Origin of the sequence: Mycobacterium sp. 23 (assembly GCF_048287075.1) — a bacterium.
GTDB lineage: Bacteria > Actinomycetota > Actinomycetes > Mycobacteriales > Mycobacteriaceae > Mycobacterium > Mycobacterium gordonae_B.
In genome coordinates this window covers 425,317-451,614 of the sequence record NZ_JBLVUX010000005.1, presented here as the reverse complement: position 1 = coordinate 451,614, position 26,298 = coordinate 425,317, and the positions used below count along the sequence as shown (strand labels likewise).

General features: G+C 66.9%; 22 protein-coding genes and 1 riboswitch. Of the genes, 19 read left to right on the top strand and 3 right to left on the bottom strand.

Translation table 11 applies throughout. The features are described from left to right. Positions 1 to 154: 154 nt before the first annotated feature. From eccD to ACNQS7_RS03480, 14 genes are all read left to right on the top strand, one after another. Positions 155 to 1,666 carry a type VII secretion integral membrane protein EccD gene (gene eccD, locus ACNQS7_RS03545; protein WP_418011455.1) on the top strand — a complete coding sequence of 504 codons (1,512 nt, stop codon included), beginning with the start codon at positions 155 to 157 and terminating at the stop codon, positions 1,664 to 1,666. Further along, a complete protein-coding gene (gene mycP / locus ACNQS7_RS03540; RefSeq protein ID WP_418011454.1) occupies positions 1,644 to 3,440 on the top strand; it encodes a type VII secretion-associated serine protease mycosin in 1,797 nt (598 codons plus the stop codon). Before eccD ends, mycP begins: the two co-directional genes overlap by 23 nt. Then, complete coding sequence (eccE, locus tag ACNQS7_RS03535) at positions 3,437 to 4,663, top strand: type VII secretion protein EccE (protein ID WP_418011453.1); 1,227 nt, start codon at positions 3,437 to 3,439, stop codon at positions 4,661 to 4,663. Before mycP ends, eccE begins: the two co-directional genes overlap by 4 nt. Beyond that, the gene (gene eccA, locus ACNQS7_RS03530) at positions 4,660 to 6,495 is read left to right on the top strand and encodes a type VII secretion AAA-ATPase EccA (RefSeq protein ID WP_055579130.1); all 1,836 of its coding nucleotides are present in this window, start codon (positions 4,660 to 4,662) and stop codon (positions 6,493 to 6,495) included. Before eccE ends, eccA begins: the two co-directional genes overlap by 4 nt. Before the next feature lie 460 nt (positions 6,496 to 6,955). Continuing rightward, entirely contained in the window at positions 6,956 to 8,218 is a 1,263-nt protein-coding gene (locus tag ACNQS7_RS03525) for a PPE family protein (protein ID WP_418011452.1), read from the top strand. A 54-nt stretch (positions 8,219 to 8,272) separates the two neighbouring features. Next, positions 8,273 to 9,460: a PPE family protein gene (locus ACNQS7_RS03520; protein ID WP_418011451.1), complete on the top strand. Its 1,188-nt coding sequence runs from the start codon at positions 8,273 to 8,275 to the stop codon at positions 9,458 to 9,460. Positions 9,461 to 9,592: 132 nt separating this feature from the next. Continuing rightward, positions 9,593 to 9,764, top strand: a riboswitch (M-box (ykoK) riboswitch). 310 nt (positions 9,765 to 10,074) lie between these two features. Further along, the gene (locus ACNQS7_RS03515) at positions 10,075 to 11,211 is read left to right on the top strand and encodes a PPE family protein (RefSeq protein ID WP_418011450.1); all 1,137 of its coding nucleotides are present in this window, start codon (positions 10,075 to 10,077) and stop codon (positions 11,209 to 11,211) included. Positions 11,212 to 11,918: 707 nt separating this feature from the next. Continuing rightward, complete coding sequence (locus tag ACNQS7_RS03510) at positions 11,919 to 13,220, top strand: PPE family protein (RefSeq protein WP_418011449.1); 1,302 nt, start codon at positions 11,919 to 11,921, stop codon at positions 13,218 to 13,220. Between the two features lie 76 nt (positions 13,221 to 13,296). Next, positions 13,297 to 14,700, top strand: a complete 1,404-nt coding sequence (locus tag ACNQS7_RS03505; RefSeq protein WP_418011448.1) for a PPE family protein — start codon at positions 13,297 to 13,299, stop codon at positions 14,698 to 14,700. A gap of 31 nt (positions 14,701 to 14,731) precedes the next feature. Next, the gene (locus tag ACNQS7_RS03500) at positions 14,732 to 15,055 is read left to right on the top strand and encodes a DUF732 domain-containing protein (protein ID WP_418011447.1); all 324 of its coding nucleotides are present in this window, start codon (positions 14,732 to 14,734) and stop codon (positions 15,053 to 15,055) included. Between the two features lie 172 nt (positions 15,056 to 15,227). Then, on the top strand, positions 15,228 to 16,466 hold the full coding sequence (locus ACNQS7_RS03495) for a PPE family protein (RefSeq protein ID WP_418011446.1): 1,239 nt from the start codon (positions 15,228 to 15,230) through the stop codon (positions 16,464 to 16,466). A 32-nt stretch (positions 16,467 to 16,498) separates the two neighbouring features. Next, positions 16,499 to 17,905: a PPE family protein gene (locus ACNQS7_RS03490; protein WP_418011445.1), complete on the top strand. Its 1,407-nt coding sequence runs from the start codon at positions 16,499 to 16,501 to the stop codon at positions 17,903 to 17,905. Next, on the top strand, positions 17,902 to 18,228 hold the full coding sequence (locus tag ACNQS7_RS03485) for a DUF732 domain-containing protein (protein WP_418011444.1): 327 nt from the start codon (positions 17,902 to 17,904) through the stop codon (positions 18,226 to 18,228). The genes ACNQS7_RS03490 and ACNQS7_RS03485 overlap by 4 nt, the downstream gene beginning before the upstream one ends. Before the next feature lie 80 nt (positions 18,229 to 18,308). After that, positions 18,309 to 19,034: an MgtC/SapB family protein gene (locus ACNQS7_RS03480; protein ID WP_418011443.1), complete on the top strand. Its 726-nt coding sequence runs from the start codon at positions 18,309 to 18,311 to the stop codon at positions 19,032 to 19,034. 2 nt (positions 19,035 to 19,036) lie between these two features. Here the strand turns inward: ACNQS7_RS03480 and ACNQS7_RS03475 are convergent, their stop codons facing one another. Together ACNQS7_RS03475 and ACNQS7_RS03470 are read right to left on the bottom strand one after the other, a co-directional pair. Continuing rightward, positions 19,037 to 20,203, bottom strand: a complete 1,167-nt coding sequence (locus ACNQS7_RS03475; RefSeq protein WP_418015864.1) for an NAD(P)/FAD-dependent oxidoreductase — start codon at positions 20,201 to 20,203, stop codon at positions 19,037 to 19,039. Beyond that, positions 20,200 to 21,096 carry an alpha/beta hydrolase fold domain-containing protein gene (locus tag ACNQS7_RS03470; protein WP_418011442.1) on the bottom strand — a complete coding sequence of 299 codons (897 nt, stop codon included), beginning with the start codon at positions 21,094 to 21,096 and terminating at the stop codon, positions 20,200 to 20,202. Before ACNQS7_RS03470 ends, ACNQS7_RS03475 begins: the two co-directional genes overlap by 4 nt. Before the next feature lie 96 nt (positions 21,097 to 21,192). Between ACNQS7_RS03470 and ACNQS7_RS03465 the strand changes: the two genes are divergently transcribed. Together ACNQS7_RS03465 and ACNQS7_RS03460 are read left to right on the top strand one after the other, a co-directional pair. Continuing rightward, on the top strand, positions 21,193 to 22,146 hold the full coding sequence (locus ACNQS7_RS03465; RefSeq protein ID WP_418011441.1) for a sterol desaturase family protein: 954 nt from the start codon (positions 21,193 to 21,195) through the stop codon (positions 22,144 to 22,146). 100 nt (positions 22,147 to 22,246) lie between these two features. Next, positions 22,247 to 22,909: a hypothetical protein gene (locus tag ACNQS7_RS03460; RefSeq protein ID WP_418015863.1), complete on the top strand. Its 663-nt coding sequence runs from the start codon at positions 22,247 to 22,249 to the stop codon at positions 22,907 to 22,909. On the opposite strand, the gene ACNQS7_RS03455 is transcribed toward ACNQS7_RS03460, so the two are convergent. Continuing rightward, positions 22,899 to 23,342 carry a nitroreductase family deazaflavin-dependent oxidoreductase gene (locus ACNQS7_RS03455; RefSeq protein WP_418011440.1) on the bottom strand — a complete coding sequence of 148 codons (444 nt, stop codon included), beginning with the start codon at positions 23,340 to 23,342 and terminating at the stop codon, positions 22,899 to 22,901. The two genes, ACNQS7_RS03460 and ACNQS7_RS03455, sit on opposite strands and share 11 nt — an antisense overlap. Positions 23,343 to 23,452: 110 nt before the next feature. On the opposite strand from ACNQS7_RS03455, the gene ACNQS7_RS03450 reads away from it, so the two are divergent. From ACNQS7_RS03450 to ACNQS7_RS03440, 3 genes are all read left to right on the top strand, one after another. Then, the gene (locus ACNQS7_RS03450) at positions 23,453 to 24,142 is read left to right on the top strand and encodes a TetR/AcrR family transcriptional regulator (RefSeq protein ID WP_418011439.1); all 690 of its coding nucleotides are present in this window, start codon (positions 23,453 to 23,455) and stop codon (positions 24,140 to 24,142) included. 100 nt (positions 24,143 to 24,242) lie between these two features. Further along, positions 24,243 to 24,743, top strand: a complete 501-nt coding sequence (locus ACNQS7_RS03445; protein ID WP_418011438.1) for a VOC family protein — start codon at positions 24,243 to 24,245, stop codon at positions 24,741 to 24,743. Beyond that, positions 24,740 to 26,233 (top strand): FAD-binding protein, encoded by a 1,494-nt coding sequence (locus ACNQS7_RS03440; RefSeq protein WP_418011437.1) that lies wholly within the window; start codon positions 24,740 to 24,742, stop codon positions 26,231 to 26,233. Before ACNQS7_RS03445 ends, ACNQS7_RS03440 begins: the two co-directional genes overlap by 4 nt. Positions 26,234 to 26,298 lie beyond the last annotated feature (65 nt).

Genomic DNA, 26,298 nt, shown 5'->3' with positions numbered 1-26,298 from the left:
CCAATAACCGCGAGGCGAGGCAAATGAAATCGGAGTCGGTCCAGCCGAAGCGCTACCCGGGCTGCAGAGTCGCAGACGCCCCGGCCAGTGCACCGGCACAGCCCCGCACGCGCTCGACAACCAATTCATTCGCTGAGGCAGGGGGTGCAGGACGATGACCGCAGTAGCTGATGCGCCACAGACTGACATTGAGGGCGTTTCGTCGCCCCGGGCTGTGGTCGTCGGAATCATGGCCGGCGAGGGGGTGCAGATCGGTGTTCTCCTGGACGCCAACGCCCCGGTCTCGGTGATGACCGACCCACTGTTGAAGGTGATCAACAGCCGGCTCCGGGAACTGGGAGAGACCCCGCTGGAGGCCACCGGCCGCGGCCGGTGGGCGCTGTGCCTGGTTGACGGCACGCCGCTGCGTGCCACCCACTCGCTCACCGAGCAGGATGTCTACGACGGCGACCGGCTGTGGATCCGGTTCATCAACGACACCGAGCACCGGTCGCAGGTCATCGAGCACATCTCGACCGCCGTCTCGGCCAACCTGAGCAAGCGCTTCGCCGCGATCGACCCAGTCGTCGCCCTTCAGGTCGGCGCGACGATGGTGGCGTCCGGCGTGGTGCTGGCCTCCGGCGTACTCGGCTGGTGGCGCTGGCACCACAACACCTGGCTGACCACCATCTTCCTCGCGATCGTCGGTGCCGTGGTGCTGACCGTTTCAATGATGCTGTTGATGCGCGCCAAGACGGACGCCGACCGCCGGGTCGCCGACATCATGCTGATGAGCGGGTTGGTTCCGGTCACGGTTGCGGCCGCTGCGGCGCCCCCCGGCCCGGTCGGTTCCCCCCAGGCAGTGCTCGGGTTCGGCGTGCTCACGGTGGCAGCGGCGTTGGCCCTGCGGTTCACCGGTCGCCGGCTGGCGGTCTACACCGCGATCGTGACGGTCGCCGCGCTGGCGACCATCGCCAGCGTGGCCAGGATGGTGGCGGCCACCAGTGCCGTGACCATGCTCGCCTGCCTGCTGCTGGCCTGCGTGATCATCTACCACGCCGCGCCCGCGCTGTCCCGGCGTCTCGCGGGTATCCGGCTGCCGGTCTTCCCGTCCGCAACCAGCCGGTGGGTGTTCGAGGCCCGGCCTGACCTGCCGACCACCGTGGTGCGCTCCGAGGGCGGCCCGCCGACCCTCGAGGGTCCGGCGTCGGTCCGCGACGTGCTGCTGCAGGCCGAGCGAGCCCGGTCCTTCCTGAGTGGCCTGCTGGTGGGGCTCGGTGTCCTGGTGGTGGTGTGCCTGACCGCGCTGTCCAACCCGCACACCCACGAGCGGTGGCTGCCGCTGCTGCTGGCCAGCTTCACCGCCGGGTTCCTGCTGCTGCGCGGCCGCTCCTACGTGGACCGCTGGCAGGCCATCACGCTGGCAGCTACCGGAGTGCTGATCATCGCGGCGGTGCTGGTTCGCTACGCCCTCGTGCTTGCCTCGCCGCTTTCGGTGTCGATCTGCGCCGCAATCCTGGTGGCGCTACCGGCCGCGGGCCTGACGGCTGCGGCGGTCGTGCCCAACACCGTCTACAGCCCGCTGTTCCGGAAGTTTGTGGAATGGCTCGAATACCTCTGCCTCATGCCGATCTTCCCGCTGGCATTGTGGTTGATGAATGTCTATGCAGCGATTCGATACCGGTAGCAGCCGCTCGCGGCGCGGTCGCGCGATCAGCGCGACCGTCGCCGCGATGCTGCTGACCTCCGGCGCGCTCGCCGGAATGCCACCTGCATATGCCATCGCGCCTCCGACGATTGATCCGGGGGCGCTTCCTCCTGACGGCCCCCCCGGGCCGGTCGCACCGATGAAGCAGAACTCCTACTGCACGGAGGTCGGGGTCATGCCCGGCACCGACTTCAAGGTGCCGCCGAAGTACATGGAGATGCTGAACCTCAACGAGGCCTGGCACTTCGGCCGCGGCGAGGGGATCAAAGTCGCCGTCATCGACACGGGGGTCACTCCGCACCCGAGGTTGCCGCGCCTTATTCCGGGCGGCGATTACGTGATGGCCGGCGGCGACGGGTTGTCCGACTGTGACGCCCACGGCACCCTGGTGGCTTCGATGATCGGGGGAGCGCCCGCTAACGGGGCCACACCCCCGCCGGCCTCGCCTCGCCGCCCGGTGACCATCCCGACGACCGAAAAGCCGCCGCCGCCTCAGACGGTGACCCTGTCACCGGTGCCCGGCCCGACCATCACGGTCATTCCGGCGCCACCGCCGTCGGACGGCGCTGGGCCTGGCCCGGCTCCCGGTCCGGGGCAGGCTCCCTCGGGCAACCGCGGAGGCGCGACAGTGACGATCCCGGGCTACGCGGGCGGCGCGAAGGTGCATCCCATCGACAATCCGCGCCACCCGCATCCGCTGGCTCCGTCCACGACGACCACCAGCCCGAGTCCGTCCAGCTCGTCGACCCCGCCCCCGCCACCGCCGCCGCCGAGTCCCAATGCGGCACCACCGGACGCCTTCAGTGGGATCGCACCGGACGTCGAATTGATCTCGATCCGGCAGTCCAGCCAGGCCTTCGGGCTCAAGGACGCCTACACCGGGGACGAAGACCCGCAGACGGTGGCCAAGATCGACAGCGTCGAGACGATGGCGCGCGCGATCGTGCACGCCGCCAACATGGGCGCGTCGGTGATCAACATCTCCGACGTGACCTGCATGAGCGCCCGCAACGTGGTGGACCAGCGGACGCTGGGTGCCGCGGTGCATTACGCCGCGGTCGACAAGAACGCGTTGATCGTGGCGGCGGCCGGTGACAGCAGCAAGAAGGACTGTAAGCAGAACACCATCTTCGACCCGCTGTCGCCGAATGACCCCCGCGCCTGGAACGCCGTCACCACGGTGGTGACGCCGTCGTGGTTCAGCGACTACGTGCTCACCGTCGGCGCCGTCGACACCAGCGGACAGCCGCTGTCGCAGATGAGTATCGCCGGGCCGTGGGTTTCGATCTCGGCACCGGGGACCGACGTCATGGGGCTCTCGCCCCGCGACGACGGCCTGATCAACGCGATCGACGGCCCGGACAACACCCTGCTGGTTCCCGCGGGCACCAGCTTCGCCACCGCGATCGTGTCGGGGGTGGCCGCACTGGTGCGTGCCAAGTACCCCGAACTGTCGTCGTACCAGGTGATGCAGCGTTTGATCCACACGGCCAGGCCGCCCGCACGTGGCGTCGACAATCAGGTCGGTTACGGTGTGGTCGACCCGGTCGCGGCATTGACATGGGATGTCCCGCAAGGGCCGACCCAGGCACCCAAACAACTCTCGGCGCCGCTGTCGCTGCCGAAACCGCCCGCTCCGCGCAACATGGCGCCGGTGTGGGTGGCCACCGGGGGCCTGGCTGCGGCATTACTGATAGGCGGAGCAGTGTTCGGTACAGCTTCATTGATGCGACGATCGCGGAAACAACGATGAAGGCGCAGCGTAAGTTCGGGTTGTCGTTGTCCTGGCCGCGCCTGACCGCGGTGTTCCTGGTTGACGTGCTGATCCTGGTGCTCGCCAGCCACGCCCCGGATTCGTGGCAGGGCGAGAACCGCGTGGCGTGGTGGGTCGGCGTCGGCCTGGCGGTATTGATCACGCTGCTGTCGATCGTCACTTACCACGGCATCACGGTCGCCTCCGGCGTGGCCGCGTGGCTGTGGGACTGGTCCGCCGATCCCGGCACCGCCCTCGGCGCTGGGTGCACACCGGCCACCGACTTCAAGCGTCGTTTCGGCCGCGACACGGTCGGGGTGCGCGAGTACCGCGGCCAACTGGTAGCCGTGGTCGAGGTGGACGGCGGCGACGGGGACTCCTCGGCCCGCCACCGTCACCGGGCCGTGGCCGGGGGAGCGCCCCCCTTCCTGCCGGTCGCCGCGGTCGCAGATGGGTTGCGCCAGTTCGATATTCATCTGGACGGAATTGACATCGTGTCCGTTCAGGTGCGCGGTGGCGCGGCCGCCGCGCGGGCTTCGGCTTCGCTCGAGGAGTGGCAGCCCGAAGGCTGGGAGGCGAACGAAGGTGCCGGGGATCGGCCGGCTGCCGACCGGCGCCGCACCTGGTTGGTGCTGCGGATGAACCCGCAACGCAACGTGGCCGCGGTGGTGTGCCGCGACTCGCTGGCCTCGACCCTGGTCGCCGCCACCGAGCGGCTGGTTCAGGACCTGGACGGGCAGACGTGTTCGGCCCGCCCCCTGACCGCCGACGAGCTGGCTGAAGTCGACTCCGCCGTGCTGGCCGACCTGGAGCCGACTTGGAGCCGGCCGGGCTGGCGGCACCTCAAACACTTCAACGGGTTGGTCACCAGTTTCTGGGTGACGCCCGCCGATATCGACTCCGAAACGCTGGAAAGCCTGTGGCTGTCCGACGCACCGGAAGTGGGCGCTACTGTTCTCACCATGCGACTGACAACCCGGGCCAGGCGGCCGAAGCTGTCGGCGTTCGTGCGCTACCACAGTGAGTCCCGGCTGCCCAGGGAACTCACGGCGGGGCTCAACCGCCTCACCGGACGCCAGTTGGCGGCGGTGCGGGCCAGCCTGCCCGCGCCGTCTTCCCGTCCTCCGCTGGTCATACCGAGCCGCGACCTGCGCGACCACGACGAGCTGGAATTGCCGTTGAGTCATGAGCCGGAGCACGCAACCAGCTCATCAGCACAATGACGCGCGCGCAGTCAGCCGCCGAAGATGCCAGAAACGCCATGGTCGCCGGACTACTGGCTTCAGGTATCTCGGTCAACGGACTGCAGCCGAGCCATAACCCGCAAGTCGCGGCACAGATGTTCACCACCGCCACCAAGCTCGACCCGGGCATGTGCGACGCCTGGCTGGCGCGGATCCTGGCGGGTGACCAGAGCCTCGAGGTCCTCGCCGGCGCCTGGGCGGCGGTAAGGACCTTCGGGTGGGAGACCCGCCGCCTCGGGGTCACGGACCTGCAGTTCCGTCCTGAGGTGTCCGACGGTCTGTTCCTGCGTCTGGCCGTCACCAGCGTGGATTCGCTGGCCTGCGCTTACGCCGCGGTCCTGGCCGAGAACAAACGCTACAAAGAAGCGGCCGAATTGCTCGACTCGGCCGATCCACGGCACCCGTTCGACGCCGAGCTGGTCACCTATGTGCGGGGCGTGCTCTACTTCCGCACCAAGCGCTGGCCGGACGTGCTGACGCAGTTCCCGGAGGCCACGCCCTGGCGGCACCCCGAGCTGAAGGCTGCGGGGGCGGCGATGGCCACCACCGCGCTGGCTTCGCTCGGAGTCTTCGAGGAAGCATTCCGGCGCGGTCAGGACGCCATCGAGGGGGATCGGGTCCCGGGTGCGGCCAACATCGCCCTGTACACCCAGGGCATGTGCCTGCGACACGTGGGCCGCGAAGACGAGGCCGTCGAACTGCTGCGCCGCGTGTATTCGCGCGACGCGAAATTCACCCCGGCCCGCGAAGCGCTGGACAACCCGAACTTCCGGCTGGTCCTGACCGACCCGGAAACGATCGAGGCACGCACAGACCCGTGGGACCCCGAAAGCGCTCCCACGCGCGCCCAGACCGAGGCCGCCCGCCACGCCGAGGAAGCCGCGAAATACCTGGCCGAAGGCGATGCCGAGCTCAACGCGATGCTGGGCATGGAGCAGGCCAAACGCGAGATCAAGCTGATCAAGTCGACGACCAAGGTGAACCTGGCGCGCGCGAAGATGGGTCTTCCCGTCCCTCTGACATCGCGTCACACGTTGTTGCTGGGGCCGCCCGGGACCGGCAAGACGTCTGTCGCACGGGCATTCGCCAAGCAGTTGTGTGGGCTCACGGTGCTGCGCAAGCCCCTGGTGGTCGAGACCAGCCGCACCAAGCTGCTGGGCCGCTACATGGCTGACGCCGAGAAGAACGCCGAAGAGATGCTCGAAGGCGCGCTGGGTGGCGCTGTGTTCTTCGACGAGATGCACACCCTGCACGAGAAGGGCTACCAGCAGGGCGACCCCTACGGCAATGCGATCATCAACACCCTGCTGCTCTACATGGAGAACCATCGCGACGAACTGGTGGTGTTCGGCGCGGGGTACGCCAAGGCGATGGAAAAGATGCTCGAGGTGAATCAGGGCCTGCGGCGGCGCTTTTCAACCGTCATCGAGTTCTTCAGCTACACGCCCGAGGAACTCGTCGCGCTCACCGTGCTGATGGGCCGGGAGAACGAGGACGTCATCACCGAGGAAGAGGCATCGGTGTTGCTGCCGTCCTATACGAAGTTCTACAACGACGAGACGTACTCCGAGGATGGCGACCTGATTCGGGGCATCGACATGCTCGGCAACGCCGGCTTTGTGCGGAACGTCGTCGAGAAGGCGCGTGACCACCGTAGTTTCCGGCTGGACGACGAGGACCTGGACGCGGTGCTCAACAGTGACCTCACCGAGTTCAGCGAAGCCCAGCTGCGCCGCTTCCGTGAGCTCACCCGCGACGACCTCGCCGAGGGACTCAGCGCCGCGGTCGCCGAGGAGCGCAAGAACAAGTAACGCCTCAGGCCGGCCCGCACGCTCACCTGCCGCGGCACGCCGAATGGGTTGTGGCTATTGCCCTGCCGCTGCGGCTTCGGCCGGATACGCTGTGTGCAACTCGAGCTAGGCGAGAGGGGCGTACCTGGCCACGGCGGCGCTCCCGTGTGCCCGACGGTGACGGGAGGTGGGGCCGCACTGATCCAACCGAACACATCTCTGCAATTTCGATGACCATTCTTCCCGATCCGGTCACGGCGCTTTCCCGTCGTCGGAATCGGCTGGCGCGACAAACCGGACACGCGGCGCCCACGGCGCTTGCGTCATCGGCAGCACCCCGACACCACCTCAGCGGCCAAGTTCTGTAGCCGGGTCGGACCATCCCACAGGAGGAGTCCGATGACGATTCTTATAATCGCTTGTGCTGCAACATGTTCCGCTGATGACCCGGTCGCTGCGATCGGTTGAGGAGGCGGTGACAATGGATTTTGGCGCATTTCCACCGGAAGTCAACTCGCTGCGCATGTACTCCGGGCCCGGGTCGGCACCGATGCTGGCCGCGGTATCGGCCTGGGAGCGGTTGGCCACCGAACTGCAGTCGACGGCCGCCGCCTACGACACGGTCGTCTCGATTCTGACCGACGATGGCTGGCGCGGGCCCGCGTCGGAGGCCATGCTGGGGGCAATCACGCCCTATCTGACCTGGATGACACTGACCGGGGTGAAGGCCGAGGAAGCCGCCACCCAGGCGGCAGCCGCGGCCGCCGCGTACGAGACGGCCTACGCCATGACGGTGCCCCCCGCGGTCGTCGCCGCCAACCGGGCCGAGTTGCAACTACTGGTGGCAACGAATCTGATCGGCCAGAACACGTCCGCGATTGCGGCGAACGAGGCCGCCTATGGGGAGATGTGGGCCCAGGATGCCGCGGCGATGTACGGCTATGCCACCGGCTCGGCGGCCGCGTCGACGCTGACGCCGTTCAGCGCGCCACCCCAGGTCACCGATCCGGCCGGGCAGGCCGGTCAGGCGACCGCGGTCACGCAGGCGGCCGGTACAGCGGTGGGCACCGTGCAATCGCAGCTCCCGCAGTTGATGTCCTCGGTTCCTTCGACCCTGCAAGGCCTTTCGGCGCCGGCGGCCGCACTTGACGCCTTCCCGGGGGCCGGGCTGCTCGCCGACCTGCTGAATTTCCTGGATGGGAATGACGGGAATCCATACGGAATCTTCCTGAATTCCAGCCTGGTGAACGGATTCGTGTCGGCCGGGTATACCAGCCCTGCCATCGTGGCCCCGGCTGCGTTCGCTGGACTGGCCGACATCAACGCCGTCGCCCTTGGTGCACAGCAGCAAGCGGTGCCACCGATGGGCTCCGGTGAGGGCAACGCGTCCTGGATACCGGCGGCGTCTCCGGCCAACCCGACCAACCTTCCCCCTTTGATGGATGTGGCCGAGGCCTCGTTCACCACGGGCGGCGGGGTGACGGCCGGGATCAATCAATCGGCTGTCGTGGGGCGGTTGTCCGTTCCGCAGACCTGGACGGCGGCCACCGCGGTGGCCAACCACGCAGGTGCGGCCGCACCCGGTGGTGGGTGGACCAGTACCGCGGTTGCGCCGCAGGCCGCGGCGGGTATGCCGGGCTTCCCCGGCATGCCGGTCGGCGGCATGTACGGCAACAACTTCGGCAATCCTCCGCGCTACGGGTTCCGGCCGACGATCATGGGGCGCCCACCGGCCGCTGGATGACAGGAGGGAGGCCACCGCGACATCGCTCACGATGGGCGAAAGGAGGTGCTGGCATTGGATTTTGGAGCACTCCCACCTGAAATCAACTCGCTGCGAATGTACACCGGGCCCGGTGCAGCGCCGCTGCTCGCCGCGGTGACGGCGTGGAACGGGATTGCCGATGAATTACGTTTGACCGCAACGGTATACGAGTCGGTGATATCGACGTTGGTCAGCGAAGGCTGGCTGGGGCCGGCGTCGGCCGCAATGACGGCTGCCGTCGCTCCGTATGTGACGTGGATGAGCGCGACCGGGCTACAGGCGGAGCAGACCGCCAGTCAGGCGGCCGCCGCCGCGGCCGCATATGAAGCGGCATTCGCGATGACCGTGCCTCCGGCGGCCGTCGCTGCCAACCGGGCACGACTGCTGATGCTGGTGGCCACCAACTTCCTGGGCATCAATACCCCCGCGATCGCGGCCACCGAAGCCGAATACGCCGAAATGTGGGCGCAGGACGCGACGGCGATGTACCTCTACGCCGCCAGCGCCGCTGAGGCCACGACACTGACACCGTTTGCCGAACCCGAACAGACCACCAATCCGTCCGGCCCGGCGGGGCAGGCCGCAGCGGTTGCTCAAGCCACCGGTTCCGGGGTCACGCAGACTGAACTACCGCAACTGATATCCGCCGTGCCGGCAAGCCTGCAGCAGCTCACGTCGCCGGCGGCCGCCTCACCGTTTGACTCCCTCCCACAGACGGGCGTGCTCGTCGACATCTTGAACTTCCTGGACGGCAACGACGGCAACCCCTACGGAATCTTCCTGAACTCGAATCTGGTGAACGCGTTGGTGTCGGGCCAGTACGTGTCGCCGGCGGTGATCACGCCCGCCACGACCGACGCGCTCGCCGACGTTGAGGCGGTGGCCGACGGAGCAGCCGACAGCGCCCCCGCTGCCGCCGATGCCTCGTCCGCGACCGCGGGCCTGACCGCCTCGCGGTCGGGCGGTGTGGGCGCCGGAGTCAATCAGGCTTCCTTCGTCGGCCGGCTGTCCGTGCCGCCGAGTTGGACCACGGCCGTCGAGGTCGCGAACCGCGCGGTCGCCACCTCCGGCGGGGCCGTCACCGCGGCGCCAGAAGCCGCGGTAAACATGTCGGGAATGCCCGGGATGCCCGCTCCCGCGGCCTACTCCCGCAACTGGGGCAACGGGCCTCGATACGGGTTCAAGCTGACGATAATGCCCCGTCCGGTGGCGGCGGGCTGACGCCGGACCGCGTCGACGTAATAATTGCCACCGTGTCCAATAAGAAATTTCGTCGACCCGAATTCTTGCGAATTGGCGGAAAATGCGGGCGTTGAGTTGACTCTTATCGTGTCGAGTGCCACGATGACTTTGCATGCACCTCGCTAGGTGAGGCGTCTGCACGGACACAGGCCACTGACCTCGAACGTCGAAAGACGCCCAGGGTCAGGACAGCTCTTCCCGGCTTAAGGGTTGAGCCCAAGTGGCTTCCGGCACCGGCCGGATACGCCGTGTGGTGCCAAAGCTCTGTCGAGAGAGGTGCTGGCCCAGCGGTTTTCCCGCTGGTCTCATCTCTGTGGCGTGCACCCGGCACCCCTGCGTGCCCCGGCCCCGAGGAGGTGAGAGCGGAGTGAGTCCCGACGACAGTCCCTATCCGAGATCGACGATCATTTCGTTTCGATCCGACCCGGGCACCATGTTCGCACTTTAAGTCGGCATTTTCCGACAGTTTCTCGCGCGCGCTGATTTCCCAGTAGCGCGCCATTTAACCTGCGCGGAATAGCGCTGCGCGAATTGCGATCAATGTCGCCCGGAATTCTGTCCTGCCGGAAAACAGTCAGCCAAGGAGGCGACCGATGCCTGCCGTACTGGATTTTGCAGCGTTGCCGCCCGAGATCAATTCCGCGCGAATCTACACCGGGCCGGGCTCCGGTCCGATGCTTGCCGCGGCCGCCGCGTGGAACGGGTTGGCCGCCGAGTTGCGCACCACCGCGTTGTCCTACGACGCCGTGCTGTCGACGTTGACCGGTGATGAGTGGCTCGGTCCCGCTTCGGCATCCATGGCAGCGGCGGCCATGCCGCAGGTCGCCTGGATGAGTGCGACCGCGGCGCAGGCCGAGCAGACCGCCGCGCAAGCCGAAGCCGCCGCGGCCGCCTACGAGGCGGCCTTCGCGGCCACGGTGCCACCTCCGCTGATTGCGGCCAACCGCACGCAGTTGGCCGCGCTGGTCGCAACCAACATCCTCGGCCAGAACGCCCCGGCGATTGCCGCCACGGAGGCGCAGTACTTCCAGATGTGGGCACAGGATGCGGCCGCGATGTACAACTACGCCGGATCATCAGCTGCCGCCACACAATTGAGCCCGTTCACCGAACCGCAGGAAGGCGCCAATCCCGGTGGACCGAGCGCACAGGCGGCCGCGGTAACCCAGGCGGCAGCATCTTCTGGTCAGCAGAGCGTGCTGTCTCAACTGATTTCGGCGGTCCCGAGTGTCCTGCAGGGACTCTCGGGAGGCAACGGGCCCGCAGGACAGAGCTTTTGGGCCGACTGGGGACCCAACGCCAATGTGTGGAACACCATCGCCTCCTCCGGACTGTTGGTGCCCGGCAGCACGTTTGGCCCCTTCCTCGACATGCTTACCGGCGGTGCCGCAACCGGTGCGACGGAAAGCGCCGCGACGGCGGCTGGTAGTGCGGTCTCTAGTTCGGTGGAGTCCACGAGCGGCATTGCCGGCATCGTGTCCGCCGGTGCGGGCAATGCGGCTGCCGTTGGCAAACTTTCGGTGCCACCGGCCTGGACGGCGGCCACTCCGCTGACCGGCCCGCTGCACTCCGCGCTGGGCGGCACCCCCATGGTAGCGCCACCGCCGGCGGGAGCGCCCGGAATGCCCGGCGTTCCAATGGGTAACGTCGCCGGGCAACCTTACGGCCGGGCCGTCCCGCAGTACGGCTTCCGCCCCACCGTGGTCGCGCGACCACCCGCCGCCGGGTGACGAAGGACGTATTGATCTGCGAGAAATGCCCTTTCAGGAAACCGTCAGGAAAGGCGCAGTCACGATACAGGTGTTCTCGGCTACCGTTCCCTAACGTCTTACGTAGGTTGATTCCTAATGCTAGGAGAACATCTCATGACGGCCGGGCGGGCACCAGGCAACATCGTCCCTCACGCGAAGGTCCGGGGTGACCGGGTGCGCTCGGCCAATTCGGGTCGGCCCGGGCCGCAACCGGCCCACGACCCTGTCCGCAGACGAAAACGGTTCGGATGACCACCTCGACTTGAGCGCGAAGACATTCGCGCTGTTCTCACAACACTCGGTCGCGATTCTGACGATCAACTCGCTGCATTTTTCGGGCAGTTCCTGAATCATTCAGTCAGATTATCCGTGGCACATTTAAGGCCGCAATTGCATTTTGCTGTTTGATTTTTTCAGTTTGTTGAGCTGCGGAAACTACGCCAGCGCATATAGCTGTAATTCAATATCACACACCAGCTCCGAGCAGTGAGAGTTCTTGTTTACCTTGCGATTACATTACGGGAACGCGCCGACAATAAGTTCCATTGACGATGGTGTTCGAATCAGACGGGGGGCCGGTATCAGCCAAGCGTTCCGCGCTTACCAAGCCTTTTAAATCAGGGAGTGAATGGCCGCCGCCGTGGCTCTGCCCGGGCAGTCATCGAGGGGATGAAGAGGTAACACCTATGGATTACGGGGCACTGCCACCCGAAATCAACTCCGGCCGCATGTACACCGGACCCGGCCCGGGACCCATGCTGGCCGCGGCTGCGGCCTGGGATGAGCTCGGAGCCGAATTGCATTCCACCGCAGCATCATACGCAGCGACGATCGAAACCCTGACCGCCGGCACCTGGCAGGGGCCGACAGCGATCGCCATGGCCGCCGCAGTCGGGCCCTACGTGTCATGGATATCTACCACCGCCGCCCAGGCAGACGAAGCGGCGGCGCAAGCCAAAATCGCGGTCGGAGCGTACGAAACCGCCTTTGCCGCAACGGTTCCGCCACCGGTCATCGCGGCGAACCGCGCACTGCTGCTGTCGCTGATCGCCACCAACATCCTCGGGCAGAACACACCCGCCATCGCCGCCACTGAGGCGCAGTATCTGGAGATGTGGGCTCAGGATGCCGCCGCCATGTATGGGTATGCCGGATCATCCTCGGCGGCAACGCAATTGACACCCTTCACTGAACCGCCGCAAACCACCAGCACCTCGGGGCCGACCCTGCAGGCGGCCGCTGTCACCCAGGCCACCGGCGCATCGACCGGCTCCGATGTGGCGGCGAAGCTGTCCCAGTTGGTCACTTCCGTGCCGACGGCGCTGCAGAACCTCGCGACGACGATCGGCGCCGCGCCGACGACGGGCTCGACGTCGTTGCTGCAGGGGCTGGCCGTGCCGCAGATCGCCACCGCGTCGCTGCCGCCCTGGCTCTCGACGAACCTGGCGAACTGGAACACCATCATGGGAACCCTCACCGGGCCGTTCTCGCTGCAGGGTCTGAGTTCCATCCCCGGCGGTCCGTTCCTGTCGTTCGGACAGGTCTACGCCTATGGTCAGAACGGGCAGGGCCTGGCATCCTTCTTCGCGCCGTCGCAGCCCATCACCGGCGCACTCGCGCCCATCGCCCAGTCGATTCCGCCGCACCTCACCGGTGCCGGCACGGCCGGAGCCTCCGGTGCAATGGGACGCGCGGCACTGGTAGGGAGCTTGTCGGTGCCGCAGGGGTGGACCACCGCCGCGCCGGCCATCAGAACGGTCGCCGCGACGCTGTCGGCCAATCTATCGGCCGCGCCGGCGGCCACCCTGACGGGGGAGTCCGGCGTCTTCAGTCAGATGGCCCTGTCCAGCCTGGCGGGACGCGCTCTCGCTGCCACCACGGCAAGCTCCGGAAGCGGTGGCGCGACGGCCGCATCACTGGGCGGCGTGGTCGCCGAAGCCGACCCCGCCGCGGCGATGATCTTCGTCCTCCCGGCGCTGGAGGAATGAGACCGTGACAGCAACGACGAATCACATTCCGGCACAAATGATTCAGATGTGTCCTCGGGGCAGGGGGTAGACCGACATGTTTTATGCAGCCTTTCCGCCGGAGATCAATTCCGGCCGGATGTACAGCGGTCCGGGCGCGGGACCGATGTTGGCGGCGGCAGCGGCCTGGGACGGCATCGCCGGTGAATTGCAATCCACCGCAGCGTCTTTGACGGGGGTGGTGGCCAGCCTGGCCAGCGGACCGTGGGTAGGGCCGTCGTCGGCGGCGATGGCTGCGGCGGCGACACCGTACGTGACGTGGGTGAGCGCCACCGCAGCACAGGCCGCGCAAACGGCGAACCAGGCGACGGCGGCGGCAGCCGCCTACGAGACGGCTTTCGCGGCGCATGTGCCGCCGGAGGAGATCGCGGCCAACCGTGCCCAGTTGGCGGCCCTGATGGCCACCAACCTGTTCGGACAGAACACCGCGGCCATCGCTGCCACTGAGGCTCAGTATGGCGAGTTCTGGGCGCAGGACGCGCTCGCGATGGACACCTACGCCGGTTCTTCGGCCGCCGCTAGCCGCGTGACCCCGTTCACCGAGCCGCCGCAGGTCGTCAACGCGGGCGGTCTGGTCAACCAGGCCGCCGCGGCCGCCCAGTCGGCAGGTATATCGGGCGGCACTGTCGCGCAAACGATCCTGGCAACCGGAGACCCGGTGTCGGGCTTACTGCAGACGCTGGCGAACCTGAGCACCGACTACACCGCCACCATCAACGGTCTGCTGAACGGCATGTTCGGGTCGGCCGGGGCGTCGACCTACACGACGCTGTATTCCGCCCTCAAGGTGCCGCTGGGCTTCACCACCCAGTTCAACGACATCGGCCTGCTGATCAACTTTCCCGTATCGCAGTTCCTGAAATTCGGTCCGCACTCGGCGGCAGGTCTGGCCGAACTTCCGAAGGACGCGCTGGGCGGCGGGCTGGCAGCACCGCACTGGGGGCGCGGGTGGCTGACCGGCGCCACCTCTGCACCAGCCGCCAATTTCGGACGGGGCACCCTGGTCGGAGCTCTGACGGTGCCACCGAGCTGGGCTGCGAATACTCCGGCCATCCGCACAGTGGCTGCCGCGCTCTCGGCGGCCGGGCCCGAGGCCGTCCCGGCCGCCGAACTCGGTCAGGGTGGGTTGCTCAGCTCGATGTCGCTGGCGGGCATGACCGGAGCCGCTCTGGGCGCCGGGGTGCCCGCACCGTCGGGACGGACAGGAACGCGCAGCCGAGTCACGCCGGTCAAGGATCTCAAAGACCTCAAGTCTCCGGAAATGCTCAAGCGCATGGTGGCCCAGATATCGGAACGGCCGGACAGCGTGCAGCACCACACGGTCGATCAGGAAGGTCTCGACAGCCTGCTGGAACAACTGGCCAAGAAACCAGGCATCCACGCGGTGCACCTGTCGAAAGGCGATAAGACCGTGGTGCCTTCCGATGCGCAATTGGGATAGCACGACCCCCGGAGCAAAGAAAGGTTATGACATGAAACTGCTTCTCGCGCTGATCGGCGTGAGTGCCACGATCGGCTTGGCCGTCCCGGCGTACGCCGACCCCTCAGACGATGGCGGTGGGGACGACGCGGGGTTCCTCGCGGCCCTACACACGGCGGACATCGGCTACAACTCGCCGGCCCAGGCCGTGCGGTCCGCCAAGGCGGTGTGCACCTGCCTGAACAACGGCGAGTCGGGTCTCGAGCTCGTCCACGACGTGGAGACCCACAATCCGGCGTTCAATCTGGATGCCGCTGCCGAGTTCGCCGTCATCTCCTCGAAGTTTTACTGCCCTCAACACCTCTCGAAGAGCTGACAAAAACTCCCTCGTCTTTCCCATAACCGGTACCTCCACCCGCAAGTACGTGGAATTGCGCGGAGTGTCATTGGGGCATCTGGTGGACTTCATATGAGATCCGCCGGACCTACCCGCACAACGGCACCTCGGCGATTACCATGGCGCCCACAATGGGGACCGGAGGGAATAGATGGACTTCGGGGCGTTGCCACCGGAAATCAACTCGGGACGCATGTACATGGGGGCGGGATCTGGGCCGATGCTGGTTGCCGCGGCAGCGTGGGATGCGCTGGCAGCCGAGTTGCACAGCACTGCGTCGTCCTACGGGTCGACGATCCAGGGCGTGACCGTCGGGTCATGGCACGGCCCGGCGGCCATGGCGATGGCGACCGCAGCGGCGCCGTTCGTGGCTTGGCTCACCGAGACAGGTACTCGCGCTGAACAAACGGCAGCACAGGCCAAACTCGCCGCGGGCGCATACGAGGCAGCGTTCGCAGCGACCGTGCCTCCGCCCGTCATCGAGGCCAACCGGAATCTGCTCATGGCGTTGATCGCCACCAATCTGCTGGGACAGAATACGGCCGCCATCGCTGCCACCGAAGCGCTGTACGTGGAAATGTGGGCGCAGGACGCCAGCGCCATGTACGGCTATGCGGCATCTTCGGCGGCCGCGACGGTGCTGACACCGTTCGGCGAGCCCCCGGAGACCACCGACCCCTCAGGTGTGGGACGGCAGAGCGCGGCGACTGCCGAGGCAGTCGGCGCCTCTGAAGTCCAGTCCGGGCTGTCGCAGCTGATGACCGCAGTGCCTAACGCGTTGCAGACGGTGGGTCCGGCGGCGGCGGCACCGGCGGCTTCGACGCCGATCGGCTCGGTCATCGAGGCCATCAACCCGTACGTGGTGGGGATCCGGCCCTTCTTCGCTGCCATCACCGGTGCGTACAGCCCCATCATCGGATTCGTTCTCGCCGGCGGGTGGTGGCTGTTCGCCCTGCAGATCCTCGGTTTGTCCCAGAACGCGCCGGGAGTCGCCTCGCTGCTGAGCACCGGCGGAAAGCCGTTGGCCGGCCTATCACCGCTGCGCGCCGGTTACGTGGCGACGGTCACTCCTGGGGTGGCCGGGTCGATGGGGCACTCCACGCTGGTCGGATCCCTGTCAGTGCCGCAAGGCTGGGTGACCGCCGCACCGGTCATGAGGACGATGGCTTCCGTACTGCCTGCCGCTAGCCCCGCTGCTCTGGCCGCAGCGCCAGCGGCCGCCGAAGGCGGCTTGTTCGGTGAAATGGCCATGGCGAGTTTGGCCGGACGTGCGCTGGCGGGCGCCAGCATCCGCACCGTGGGGAACGGCGCTGCCGGCAGCAGCGGTGGCGCCGCAGCGGCCGACGACGTCGCCACGACGGCGACCATCATCGTGATACCGGCGGACTGACTCATGACATCCGCAGCAGAAAGGCCGGGCTTATGAGCTTTGCGGTGCGACCACCCGAGATCACCTCCGCTCTCATGTATGCCGGCCCCGGCGCCGCTCCGATGATTGCGGCCGCTGTCGCATGGGACGGTTTGGCGGCCGAATTGCAGTCCACGGCAGCGTCTTACGGCTTGATCGTGGACGGATTGGCCAACGAATCGTGGACCGGTCCGTCAGCGGCCGCGATGGCAGCGGCTACCGCACCGTATGTGGCGTGGATGTCGGCAACCGCGGCGCAGGCCAAGGCCGCGGCAGACCAGGCGAAGGCTGCAGTCAGTGCGTACGAGGTGGCATTCGCAGGCGTGGTGCCGCCTACGGAGATCGCGATCAATCGCAGCCAGTTGGCTCTCCTCGTGGCAACGAACATCTTTGGGCAGAACACGGGCGCCATCGCAGCGCTGGAGGCGCAATACGGGGAGATGTGGGCCCAGGACACCGCCGCGATGCTCGCTTACACCACGGCCTCGGCGGCGGCCGCGCGGCTTACGCCGTACACCGAACCGCCCCAGATCACCAACGAAGCAGGCCTCGCCGCCCAGCAAGCTGCGGCCGGACAAGCCAGTGGGTTGGCAGCTGGTACCGCGGCTACGACTGCTGCCACAGCCGCGGCCACGGCGGCACCGGTGTTTCCGTTCGATATCGTCCTGCAGGTCTTCGAGGCTCTCGGCAGCGGGGGCACCGCCTACATCCAGGCCATGGGTCAGCTTCTCAATGCTCTGACCGGTACGCCTTTGGCGGCCTCGACCTGGGAAAACACCTTCGGGATTCTGGCAGACATCGGTCGATTCAGCGTGGTTGCCAACGACAGCATGAGCGTCCCCAACCTGGCCATGACCGAGTTCAAGCTCTTCTGGAAGCCCCCGCTGGAAAACATCCCGAAATCCGCGCTGGGAGCCGGGCTGGGGATGGCGCCGTCGGCAGGATTGACCAGCGCGACGTCAGCGGGTGTCGGCGAGGCAAACGTGGTGGGAAAGTTGTCGGTGCCGCCGAGTTGGGCCTCGGCGACTCCGGCGATCAGAATGGCCTCGACGGCGCTTCCTGCCACCAGCCTGTCCGCTGCGCCCGCGGCGGGCGTGCCGACGGACCTCGTCAACCAGATGGCCCTGGGGAGCATGACTGGTGGCGCATTGGGCGCCGCCGGCGGTCAAGTGCTCAGCGGCAGCGGTGCCCGTGCCCGGGCCAACGGCGGCAAAGGCCATGTCGAGCCGGTCAAGCTGGACAGCGTCATCGCGAAATTGCAGAAGGAACCGGATTCGGTGAAACACTGGAACGTCGACAAAGCCGGTTTGGACGCGCTACTCGACAAGCTGTCGAAAGAGCCGGGAATCCACGCGGTGCACGTGTCGAATAAGGACAAGCCCAAGGTGACGCTGCCCGATGCGCAATTGGGTGGCACATGAGGCCGGGGCTCGCCGTCGCCGCAGTCGTCACCACGATCGGTTTGGCCGCGCCGGCGCACGCAGACCCCAGTGGCGACGATGCGGCATTTCTCTCCGCCCTGGCCAACGCGGGCATCTCCGTCCCCGACACAAGCCGAGCGATCACGTCGGCGCAGGCCGTGTGCGGGTTGATGCGGAACGGCGAGACGGGGCTGCAAGTGCTCACCGACGTCAAGAATCAGAATCCCGGACTGACGCTGGACGGTGCGGCCCTGTTCACGGCCATCGCGTCGAACACCTACTGCCCCGAGCACCTGGGCCAACCCGAGGGCGGCTACTTCTAGCGATAAGCCGGTTTGCCCGGCCGACACCGAGCGTTAACCCGATTCTGGTTGCCTTGCGGTTCGAGGAAAGGAGTTGCGCCGTGCCGACGTTGACCACTGCCGACTTCGCGCTCCGCCTGGCCGTCGGCGTGGGGTGCGGCGCCCTGATCGGCTTGGAGCGGCAGTGGCGGGCCCGGATGGCGGGTTTGCGTACCAACGCCCTTGTGGCGGCTGGGGCGACGCTGTTCGTGCTGTACGCCGTCGCTACCGAGGACAGCAGTCCCACCCGGGTCGCGTCGTACGTCGTCTCCGGCATCGGATTCCTCGGTGGCGGTGTCATCCTGCGGGAGGGCGCCAACGTCCGCGGCCTCAATACCGCTGCCACGCTGTGGTGCTCGGCCGCGGTCGGCGTGCTGGCGGCCTCCGGACACCTGGTGTTCGCCTTGATCGCCACCGGCACGGTGATCGTCATCCACCTTTTCGGACGCCCCCTGGGCCGGCTCATCGACCACGACGACGCAGGCGACGACGACGAGGGCCTCGAATCGTTCCAGGTCCAGGTGGTCTGCCGGCCCAAGTCGGCGCAGTATGCCCGGGCCCAGATCGTCCAGCACACTCGCAGCAATGACATCATCCTGCGCGGCATCCACACCGGGCAGTCCGGCGACAATGCCGCACTGACCGCGCACGTGCTGCTGGGGGGTCATGCCGCGGCCAAACTGGAACGGCTGGTGGCCGAATTGTCGCTGCAACCCGGCATCTATGCGGTGCACTGGTACGCCGGCGAGCAGAACAGCCCGATGCTGCCCACCGCCCAACCCGACTGATATCAGGGTCGCGCCTGCAGCTCCGGCGCGGCGGCGGCGAGCAGGTCCGCGCGGCTGGCGGTCAGGGGTGGATAGATCCGCTTGGTGTTGATCGTCTGTTTGGTGGTCTTGGCCTGATCGCCCTGAGCCACTACGAGGCGATCCCACCCTTCGGTGTACACCGCACCCGCCGGACCGAGATCGAGAACCGTGACATACCAAGGGATTCGCAGCGCGAGCATCGGCTCGCCGAACAGATCGCTGATGACGTTATATCCCGCGTAGCGTCCCATCGGCCGGCCGTGCTGACACGACATGACAGACAGGTGCTCGTCGTCCATGCGGGCCGCGGCCACATCGCCGGCGGCGAACATCGCAGGGACCCCGATCACCCGTAGGTAGTCGTCGACCGCAACGCGCCCCAATCGGTCCCGGGTCACCGGCAACTGCCCGGTCAGCGGATTGGCCCGCATTCCCGCACACCAGACCACGGCGGCCGTGTCCAGCTGCTCGCCCGAGGTAAGCGACACACCGGCCGGCCCGACAGCCGTCACGCCGACACCGGTGCGACACTCAACCCCGTTGTCCACCAAGGCTTTCTCGATCACCGGCCGCGCCGAAGCGCCCATGTCCGAACCGACCAGCGGGTTGTGGTCGACCAGCACCACGCGCGGAGTCAGCCCCAGTTCGCGCAGCCGGTGCGGCAGCTCGCAGGCTGTCTCGATCCCGGTCAGCCCGGCCCCGACCACCACCACGGTGGCCGTCGCCCGCCCAGCGGACAACGCTTCCAGATGGTGGCGCAGGCGCTCGGCACCGTCGTAGGTGTCGACGTCGAAACCGAATTCGCGCAGCCCCGGCAGGTCAGGTTTGTTCACCCTGCTGCCAGCCGCGAGCACCAACCGGTCGTATCCGTACGTCGTACCGGCCGAGGTGGTAACGGTGCGGGCATCGGCGTCGATGTGCGTCACCTCGGCGGTGACATGCGCGACGCCCACGGGGTCGAGCAACTCGGCGAGCGGGATGCGGCAGGCGCTCAGGTCGTCCTCGTAGTTACGCACCCGGATGTCGTGGAACGGTTGGGCGCTGAGCACCGTGACCTGCACGCTGCCAGGGGGGACCGTGAGTTCGTCGAGACGGCGCGCCGCACCCAGCGCCGCCCACAGTCCGGCAAAACCGGAACCGATGATCAGGACCCGGGTTGACCTGCCAGTACGTCGCGGATCTGGCTCAGCGTCGCCTTGGCCTTGTGGCCGGGGAGGAGCATCCACGTGTGCATGCCTCCCTCGAGTTCGTGCCAGCCGATGTCCAGGCCTTCGGACGTCGCACGCCGGCGAAAAGCGCGGGCGTCGGGGTTGAGTACATCATGGGTCCCGGTGAACACGGTCAATCTCGGCAGCCCGTCCAGCGATCCCACGCTGGGGCTGAGCAGGGGAGTGTCCAGCGGATCGCCGCCGGCGTAGCGGATTCCGGCCGCACGCAGGTCGTCGAGGTTGAGGAAAGGGTCGATCTTGGCGACGTTGGGCACGTCCGGGTCCGGCAGCCCGAGATGCATCCAGGGCGAGAGCAGCACAGCATCCGTGGGCTTCGGCAGGCCCGCGTCCCGCACGGCGTGACACAGCGCGAACGCCATCCCGCCCCCGGCCGAATCTCCCATAAAGGCCACGGAATCCGGTTCACGCGTCTCCAGGATGCTCCGGTAGAGCTGCAGCAGGAACGGAAACACCTGGCGATAGTTGCTTTCGGGCGCGATCGGGTAGATCGGCACCGTGATGGTGCGATTCAACATGGTCGCCAGCCGGGCAATGGCCGGCCAGTGAAAATGGGGCAGCAGATCCAGCACATAGGCGCCGCCGTGCAGGTAGATCAGGTGACCGGTGTGGTCGCGGACGTCAATGTGACGTGGGGTGACCTGGTAGACCGGACGGCCGTTGAGGTCCTCGCGAACGACCTCGATCTTCTTCTGGACCAGGTTGGACGGCATCCCGCAGTAGGGAGGACGGGGGTTGGCGGCCCAGCTCGCCAGCTTCGCCGGCGGGAACATCCGGTTGCGCATTCCGGACGCGCGGAGCAGACGCTGGGTCACGTGCGGTTTGTGCACCGGGCGCGTCAGAGTTCTCACTGGTGCCTACCGTGCGAGAACCCGGTACGTTCCGACCGCGATGACAGTAATCTGGCTGCCGTGACTGCTATAGCGGGCTTTTTCACGGGGCTGCCCCCGGAAATGCGGGACCCGGTGCTGTTTGCCATACCGTTTTTCCTCTTGTTATTGACCCTGGAGTGGACGGCGGCCCGCAAGCTGGAGAAGCTTGATGCCGCTGCTGCCAAGAACCCGTCGAAGGACAGGCCGTCGTCGGGGGCATACCTGACCCGCGACTCGATGGCGAGCATCTCGATGGGCCTGGTGTCGATTGCCACGACTGCCGCCTGGAAGACCTTGGCGCTGTTCGGGTATGCCGCAATCTATGCCTACCTCGCCCCGTGGCACCTCCCTGCGACAAAGTGGTACACCTGGGTCGCCGCGATCGTGGGCGTAGACCTGCTGTACTACGCCTACCACCGCGTCGCCCACCGCATCCGGCTCATCTGGGCTACCCACCAGGCGCACCACTCAAGCCAATACTTCAACTTCGCCACCGCGCTGCGGCAAAAGTGGAACAACAGCGGGGAGATCCTGATGTGGTTGCCGCTGCCGCTGCTCGGGCTCCCGCCGTGGCTGATCTTCTTCAGCTGGTCGCTGAACCTCATCTATCAGTTCTGGGTGCACACCGAGCGCATCGACAAGCTGCCGCGTTGGTTCGAGTTCATCTTCAACACCCCGTCCCACCACCGCGTGCATCACGGCATGGACCCGGAGTACCTGGACAAGAACTACGGCGGCATCTTCATCCTCTTCGACCGCCTGTTCGGCAGCTTCCAGAAGGAGACGTTCCGGCCGCACTACGGCCTGACCAAGCAGGTCGACACGTTCAACATCTGGAAGCTGCAGACGCACGAATACGTGGCCATTGCCCGCGACGTCCGCTCGGCAACCCGGTTGCGCGACCGGTTCGGCTACGTCTTCGGGCCCCCCGGGTGGGCGCCCCGCAAGGCCGTCCAAGCCGGTGAAAGCGCGCCACTTGCCACATCGCGGTAACGCAGCGCGGTCCCCGGGCGATGACCTATACGGGGTTATCAATCCGTAACCTCGATAGGGGAGGTCGGCGCTGTGTCGGCCCGAGATGGATCGGAGTCCGATGGTGCGCCGCACGGTGTTGCGTTCAGTAACCGCATCCCTGATGCTCGTGGCGTCGGTGTCGGCGCTCGCGCCGGCAACCGCCAGCGCGGACCCCACGGTCGTGTATCCCGGGATGGAGATCCACCAGGACAATCGGGTCTGCACCCTGGGATTCGTCGACGTCCGCATGCACACGGCGTACACGGCCGGGCACTGCCGCGGGGGCGGTGCCGTCACCGACCAGGCCAACAACGTCATCGGGCACATGACGACCTTCCGCGACAACACGCCGACCGGTTCGACGGTGGCCACCGACCAGCAGATCGCCGACTACGAGGCGATTGCCCTGGCGGACAACGTGACGGTGAGCAACGCGCTGCCGGGCGGCCGCCAATTGCGGTCCGGGCCAGGCACGGTGAGTCCGGGTCAGGCGGTCTGCCACTTCGGCATCATTACCGGCGAGACCTGCGGGACGGTGGAAAGCGTCAACAACGGCTGGTTCACCATGACCAACGGTGTGCAGACCCAGCAGGGTGACTCGGGCGGGCCGATCTATCTCTCGGGAGACGGATCCGGCCAAATCGTGGGGATCTTCAACAGCGTGTGGGGCACCCTGCCCGCGGCGGTCCTCTGGGCGTCGGTCACCCAGCAGGTCCGTGAGGACACCGGTTTCAATCCGTAGTCGCCAGCGCGAACACCGGGATCTGGGTCCCGGCAGCGCGCAACTCCCCGGTGCTCGATTCTGGCGTCACGCCGCCGACGTAGTCCTTCACCTGCCACAACCACCGCTGCAGATACCGGCGCAGAATCTCGGGTTTGTCGTCGTCGGCAACCTCGGTGACGGTGGCGCGGCGACGCCTCCAGCGCGGGCCGGTCTCGACCACTCCCGCGGCCCTGACGTTGCGGGCCCACTGGGTATTGCCGCGGGGTGAAACGAGATACTCGGCGCCGTCGGCGACCAGCACGTTGACCACCACGCTGCGCGGTTGGCCGGTCTTGCGCCCACGCACCCGCAGCGCCCGGGTGCCGGCGATGCTGACGCCGGATTCGGCAAGCCAGCGGATGACGGCGTTCGCATACTGCGCGACGCGATGTGGTTGCTGATAGGTGGTCATCCCTGCCTCCCCGGGCCAAACGAGAGCAGTGCTCTCACTTGTCGATTACCGTGTCACAACCGTGACCAAAAAGCAAGAGCGGTGATCTCGGTACTGCCAGACTTGACGCCGTGGGCAAGCGCCAGGAGTCGCGGGAACAGATCGAGGCGAACATCGTCGAAGTCGGGCGTCGCCATCTGCTGGAGCACGGTGCGGCCGGACTGTCACTGCGGGCCATCGCCCGCGAACTGGGCATGGTTTCCTCGGCGGTGTACCGCTACGTCGCCAACCGGGACGAACTGTTGACCTTGCTGCTGGTCGATGCCTATTCCGACCTGGCCGAGGCGGTGCGCCGGGCCCGCGACAGCACTCAGAGCGATTCGTGGAGCGAGGACGTGCTGGCCATCACGCACGCGGTGCGCGCCTGGGCGGTCGCGCACCCGGCGAGATGGGCGTTGCTGTACGGCAGCCCGGTGCCTGGATATCACGCGCCGCCGGAGCGCACCGTAGGGGTGGGCACCCGCGTGGTGGCGGATCTGTTCGACGCGATCGCGGCGGGCATCACCACCGGCGACATCATGCTCACCAGTGATGCCGCGCCGCAACCAATGTCGTCGGATTTCGAACGGATTCGGCACGAGTTCGGCTTTCCGGGCGATGATCGCGTGATGGCCAGGTGTTTTCTGCTGTGGGCCGGCGTGCTGGGTGCGATCAGCATGGAGGTCTTCGAGCAGTACGGTGCCGATACCGTGACCGACCCCAGGAGCGTTTTCGACACCCAGGTCCGGTTGCTGATCGGCCTGTTCGGGCAGCCGAATTAGAACACGTTCAGCCAGCCACTCCGGGCCGGGCACAGACGGTCACGGCAAAGTCTTTCCCCGTTCTTTCAGCTGACCTCGGGCTGCGCTAGTCTGCGAGACGATGAACTTTCTCGCTGCGTCACCGATCCAGATCGCTTGGGTGACGCCCGACCTCGATGCCACAGAAACGGCCCTCACCGGGCTTTTAGGCGCCCGCAAGTGGGTGCGGATACCCGATGTCCACTTCTCGCCGGACACCTGCCGGCTGCGAGGTGAGCCGGCCGATTTCGTCGCCGGCATCTCGCTGAGCTACCTCGGGGATATGCAGCTGGAGCTGATCGCTCCGGTCCGCGGGGAGAATATCTATAGTGAGTTTCTGCGCGACCAGGGCCCGGGTCTGCACCACATCTGCATGGAGGCCGAATCGCTTGAGGCCTTCGACGCCGCGCTGGCCGACGCGGCCCGTCACGACGCCGAGGTGGTGCAGCAGGGTGTGATGCCCGGCGGCATCCACTTCGCTTATGTCAGCGCGCCGCAGGCGGGGGTCCCGTTTGTGGAGATCGCGTACCTCTCGCCCGAGATCAAGGCGTTCTACGACTACATAAAACAGGAGCAGCGGTGAGCACCGACATTCCCCCGACGGTCAGCGCGGACACGGTCGAGTCCTGGTCGGATGAGGTCGACGTGCTCGTGATCGGCTTCGGCATCGCCGGCGGGTGCGCGGCGGTCAGCGCCGCCGCCGCGGGTGCCCGGGTGCTGGTTCTGGAACGCGCCGCGGCTGCCGGGGGCACCACCTCCATGGCCGGGGGGCACTTCTACCTGGGGGGCGGCACCGCCGTACAACAGGCGACCAATCAGGACGACTCGCCCGAGGAGATGTACAAATACCTGGTCGCGGTGTCCCGCGAGCCCGAACTCGACAAGATCCGCAGCTATTGCGACGACAGCGTCGAGCACTTCAATTGGCTTGAGGCACTTGGCTTTCAGTTCGAGCGCAGTTACTACCCCGGCAAGGTTGTGGTGCCGCCGGGTACCGAGGGGCTCAGCTATACCGGCAACGAGAAAGTGTGGCCGTACTGCGAGCAGGCCAAGCCGGCGCCACGGGGGCACTCCGTGCCGGTGCCCGGCGAATTGGGCGGTGCCGCAATGGTCGTCGACCTGCTCGTCAAGCGCGCCGACGAACTCGGCGTGCGGGTCCAGTACGAAACCGGGGTGACCAACCTCATCGTCGACGGCGACGGCGCAGTCGTCGGCGCGAGCTGGAAGCGGTTCTCCGAGAACGGATCCGTGCGTGCGAAGGCTGTGGTCATCGCCGCCGGCGGTTTCGCGATGAACCCCGAGATGGTCGCCGAGCACACGCCGGCGCTCGGTCAGCCGCGGCGCACCAAACACCATGGTCTGGTTGCGCCCTACATCCTGGGCAACCCCCACGACGACGGACTCGGCATTCGGCTCGGCGTGTCGGCGGGCGGTGCCACCAAGAACATGGACGAACTGTTCATCACGGCGGCGGCCTATCCGCCGGAGATCCTGCTGACCGGTCTCATCGTCAACAAGGAAGGCAAACGTTTCGTCGCCGAGGACTCCTACCACTCGCGCACCTCTGCGTTCGTGCTGGAGCAACCGGAGCAGACCGCGTATCTGATTGTCGACGAGGCGCACATGAAGATGCCCGAGTTGCCGCTGATCAAGTTTCTGGACGGGTATGAGACAGTCGCCGAAATAGAGACCGCGCTCGACATCCCCACGGGCAACCTCGCGCAAACGCTGCAGCGCTACAACGAATTCGCCGCGAAAGGTGCGGACCCGGACTTCCACAAGCAGCCCGAATACCTTGCCCCGCAAGATAAAAGCCCCTGGGCGGTGTTCGATCTGTCGCTCGGGCGGGCGATGTACTCCGGATTCACCATGGGCGGCCTGACGGTCACCATCGACGGTGAGGTGCGGCGGGCTGACGGCAGTGTGATCCCCGGGCTCTATGCGGCCGGAGCCTGTGCCTCCAACATCGCCCAGGACGGCAAGGGTTATGCCAGTGGAACGCAACTGGGGGAGGGCTCCTTCTTCGGGCGCCGCGCCGGAGCGCACGCGGCCCGGCGGGCGGCGGGCGCGTAGGCGCCGTCAGACCCAGCCGGAGCGCACGCGGCCCGGCGGGCGGCGGGCGCGTAGGCGCCGTCAGA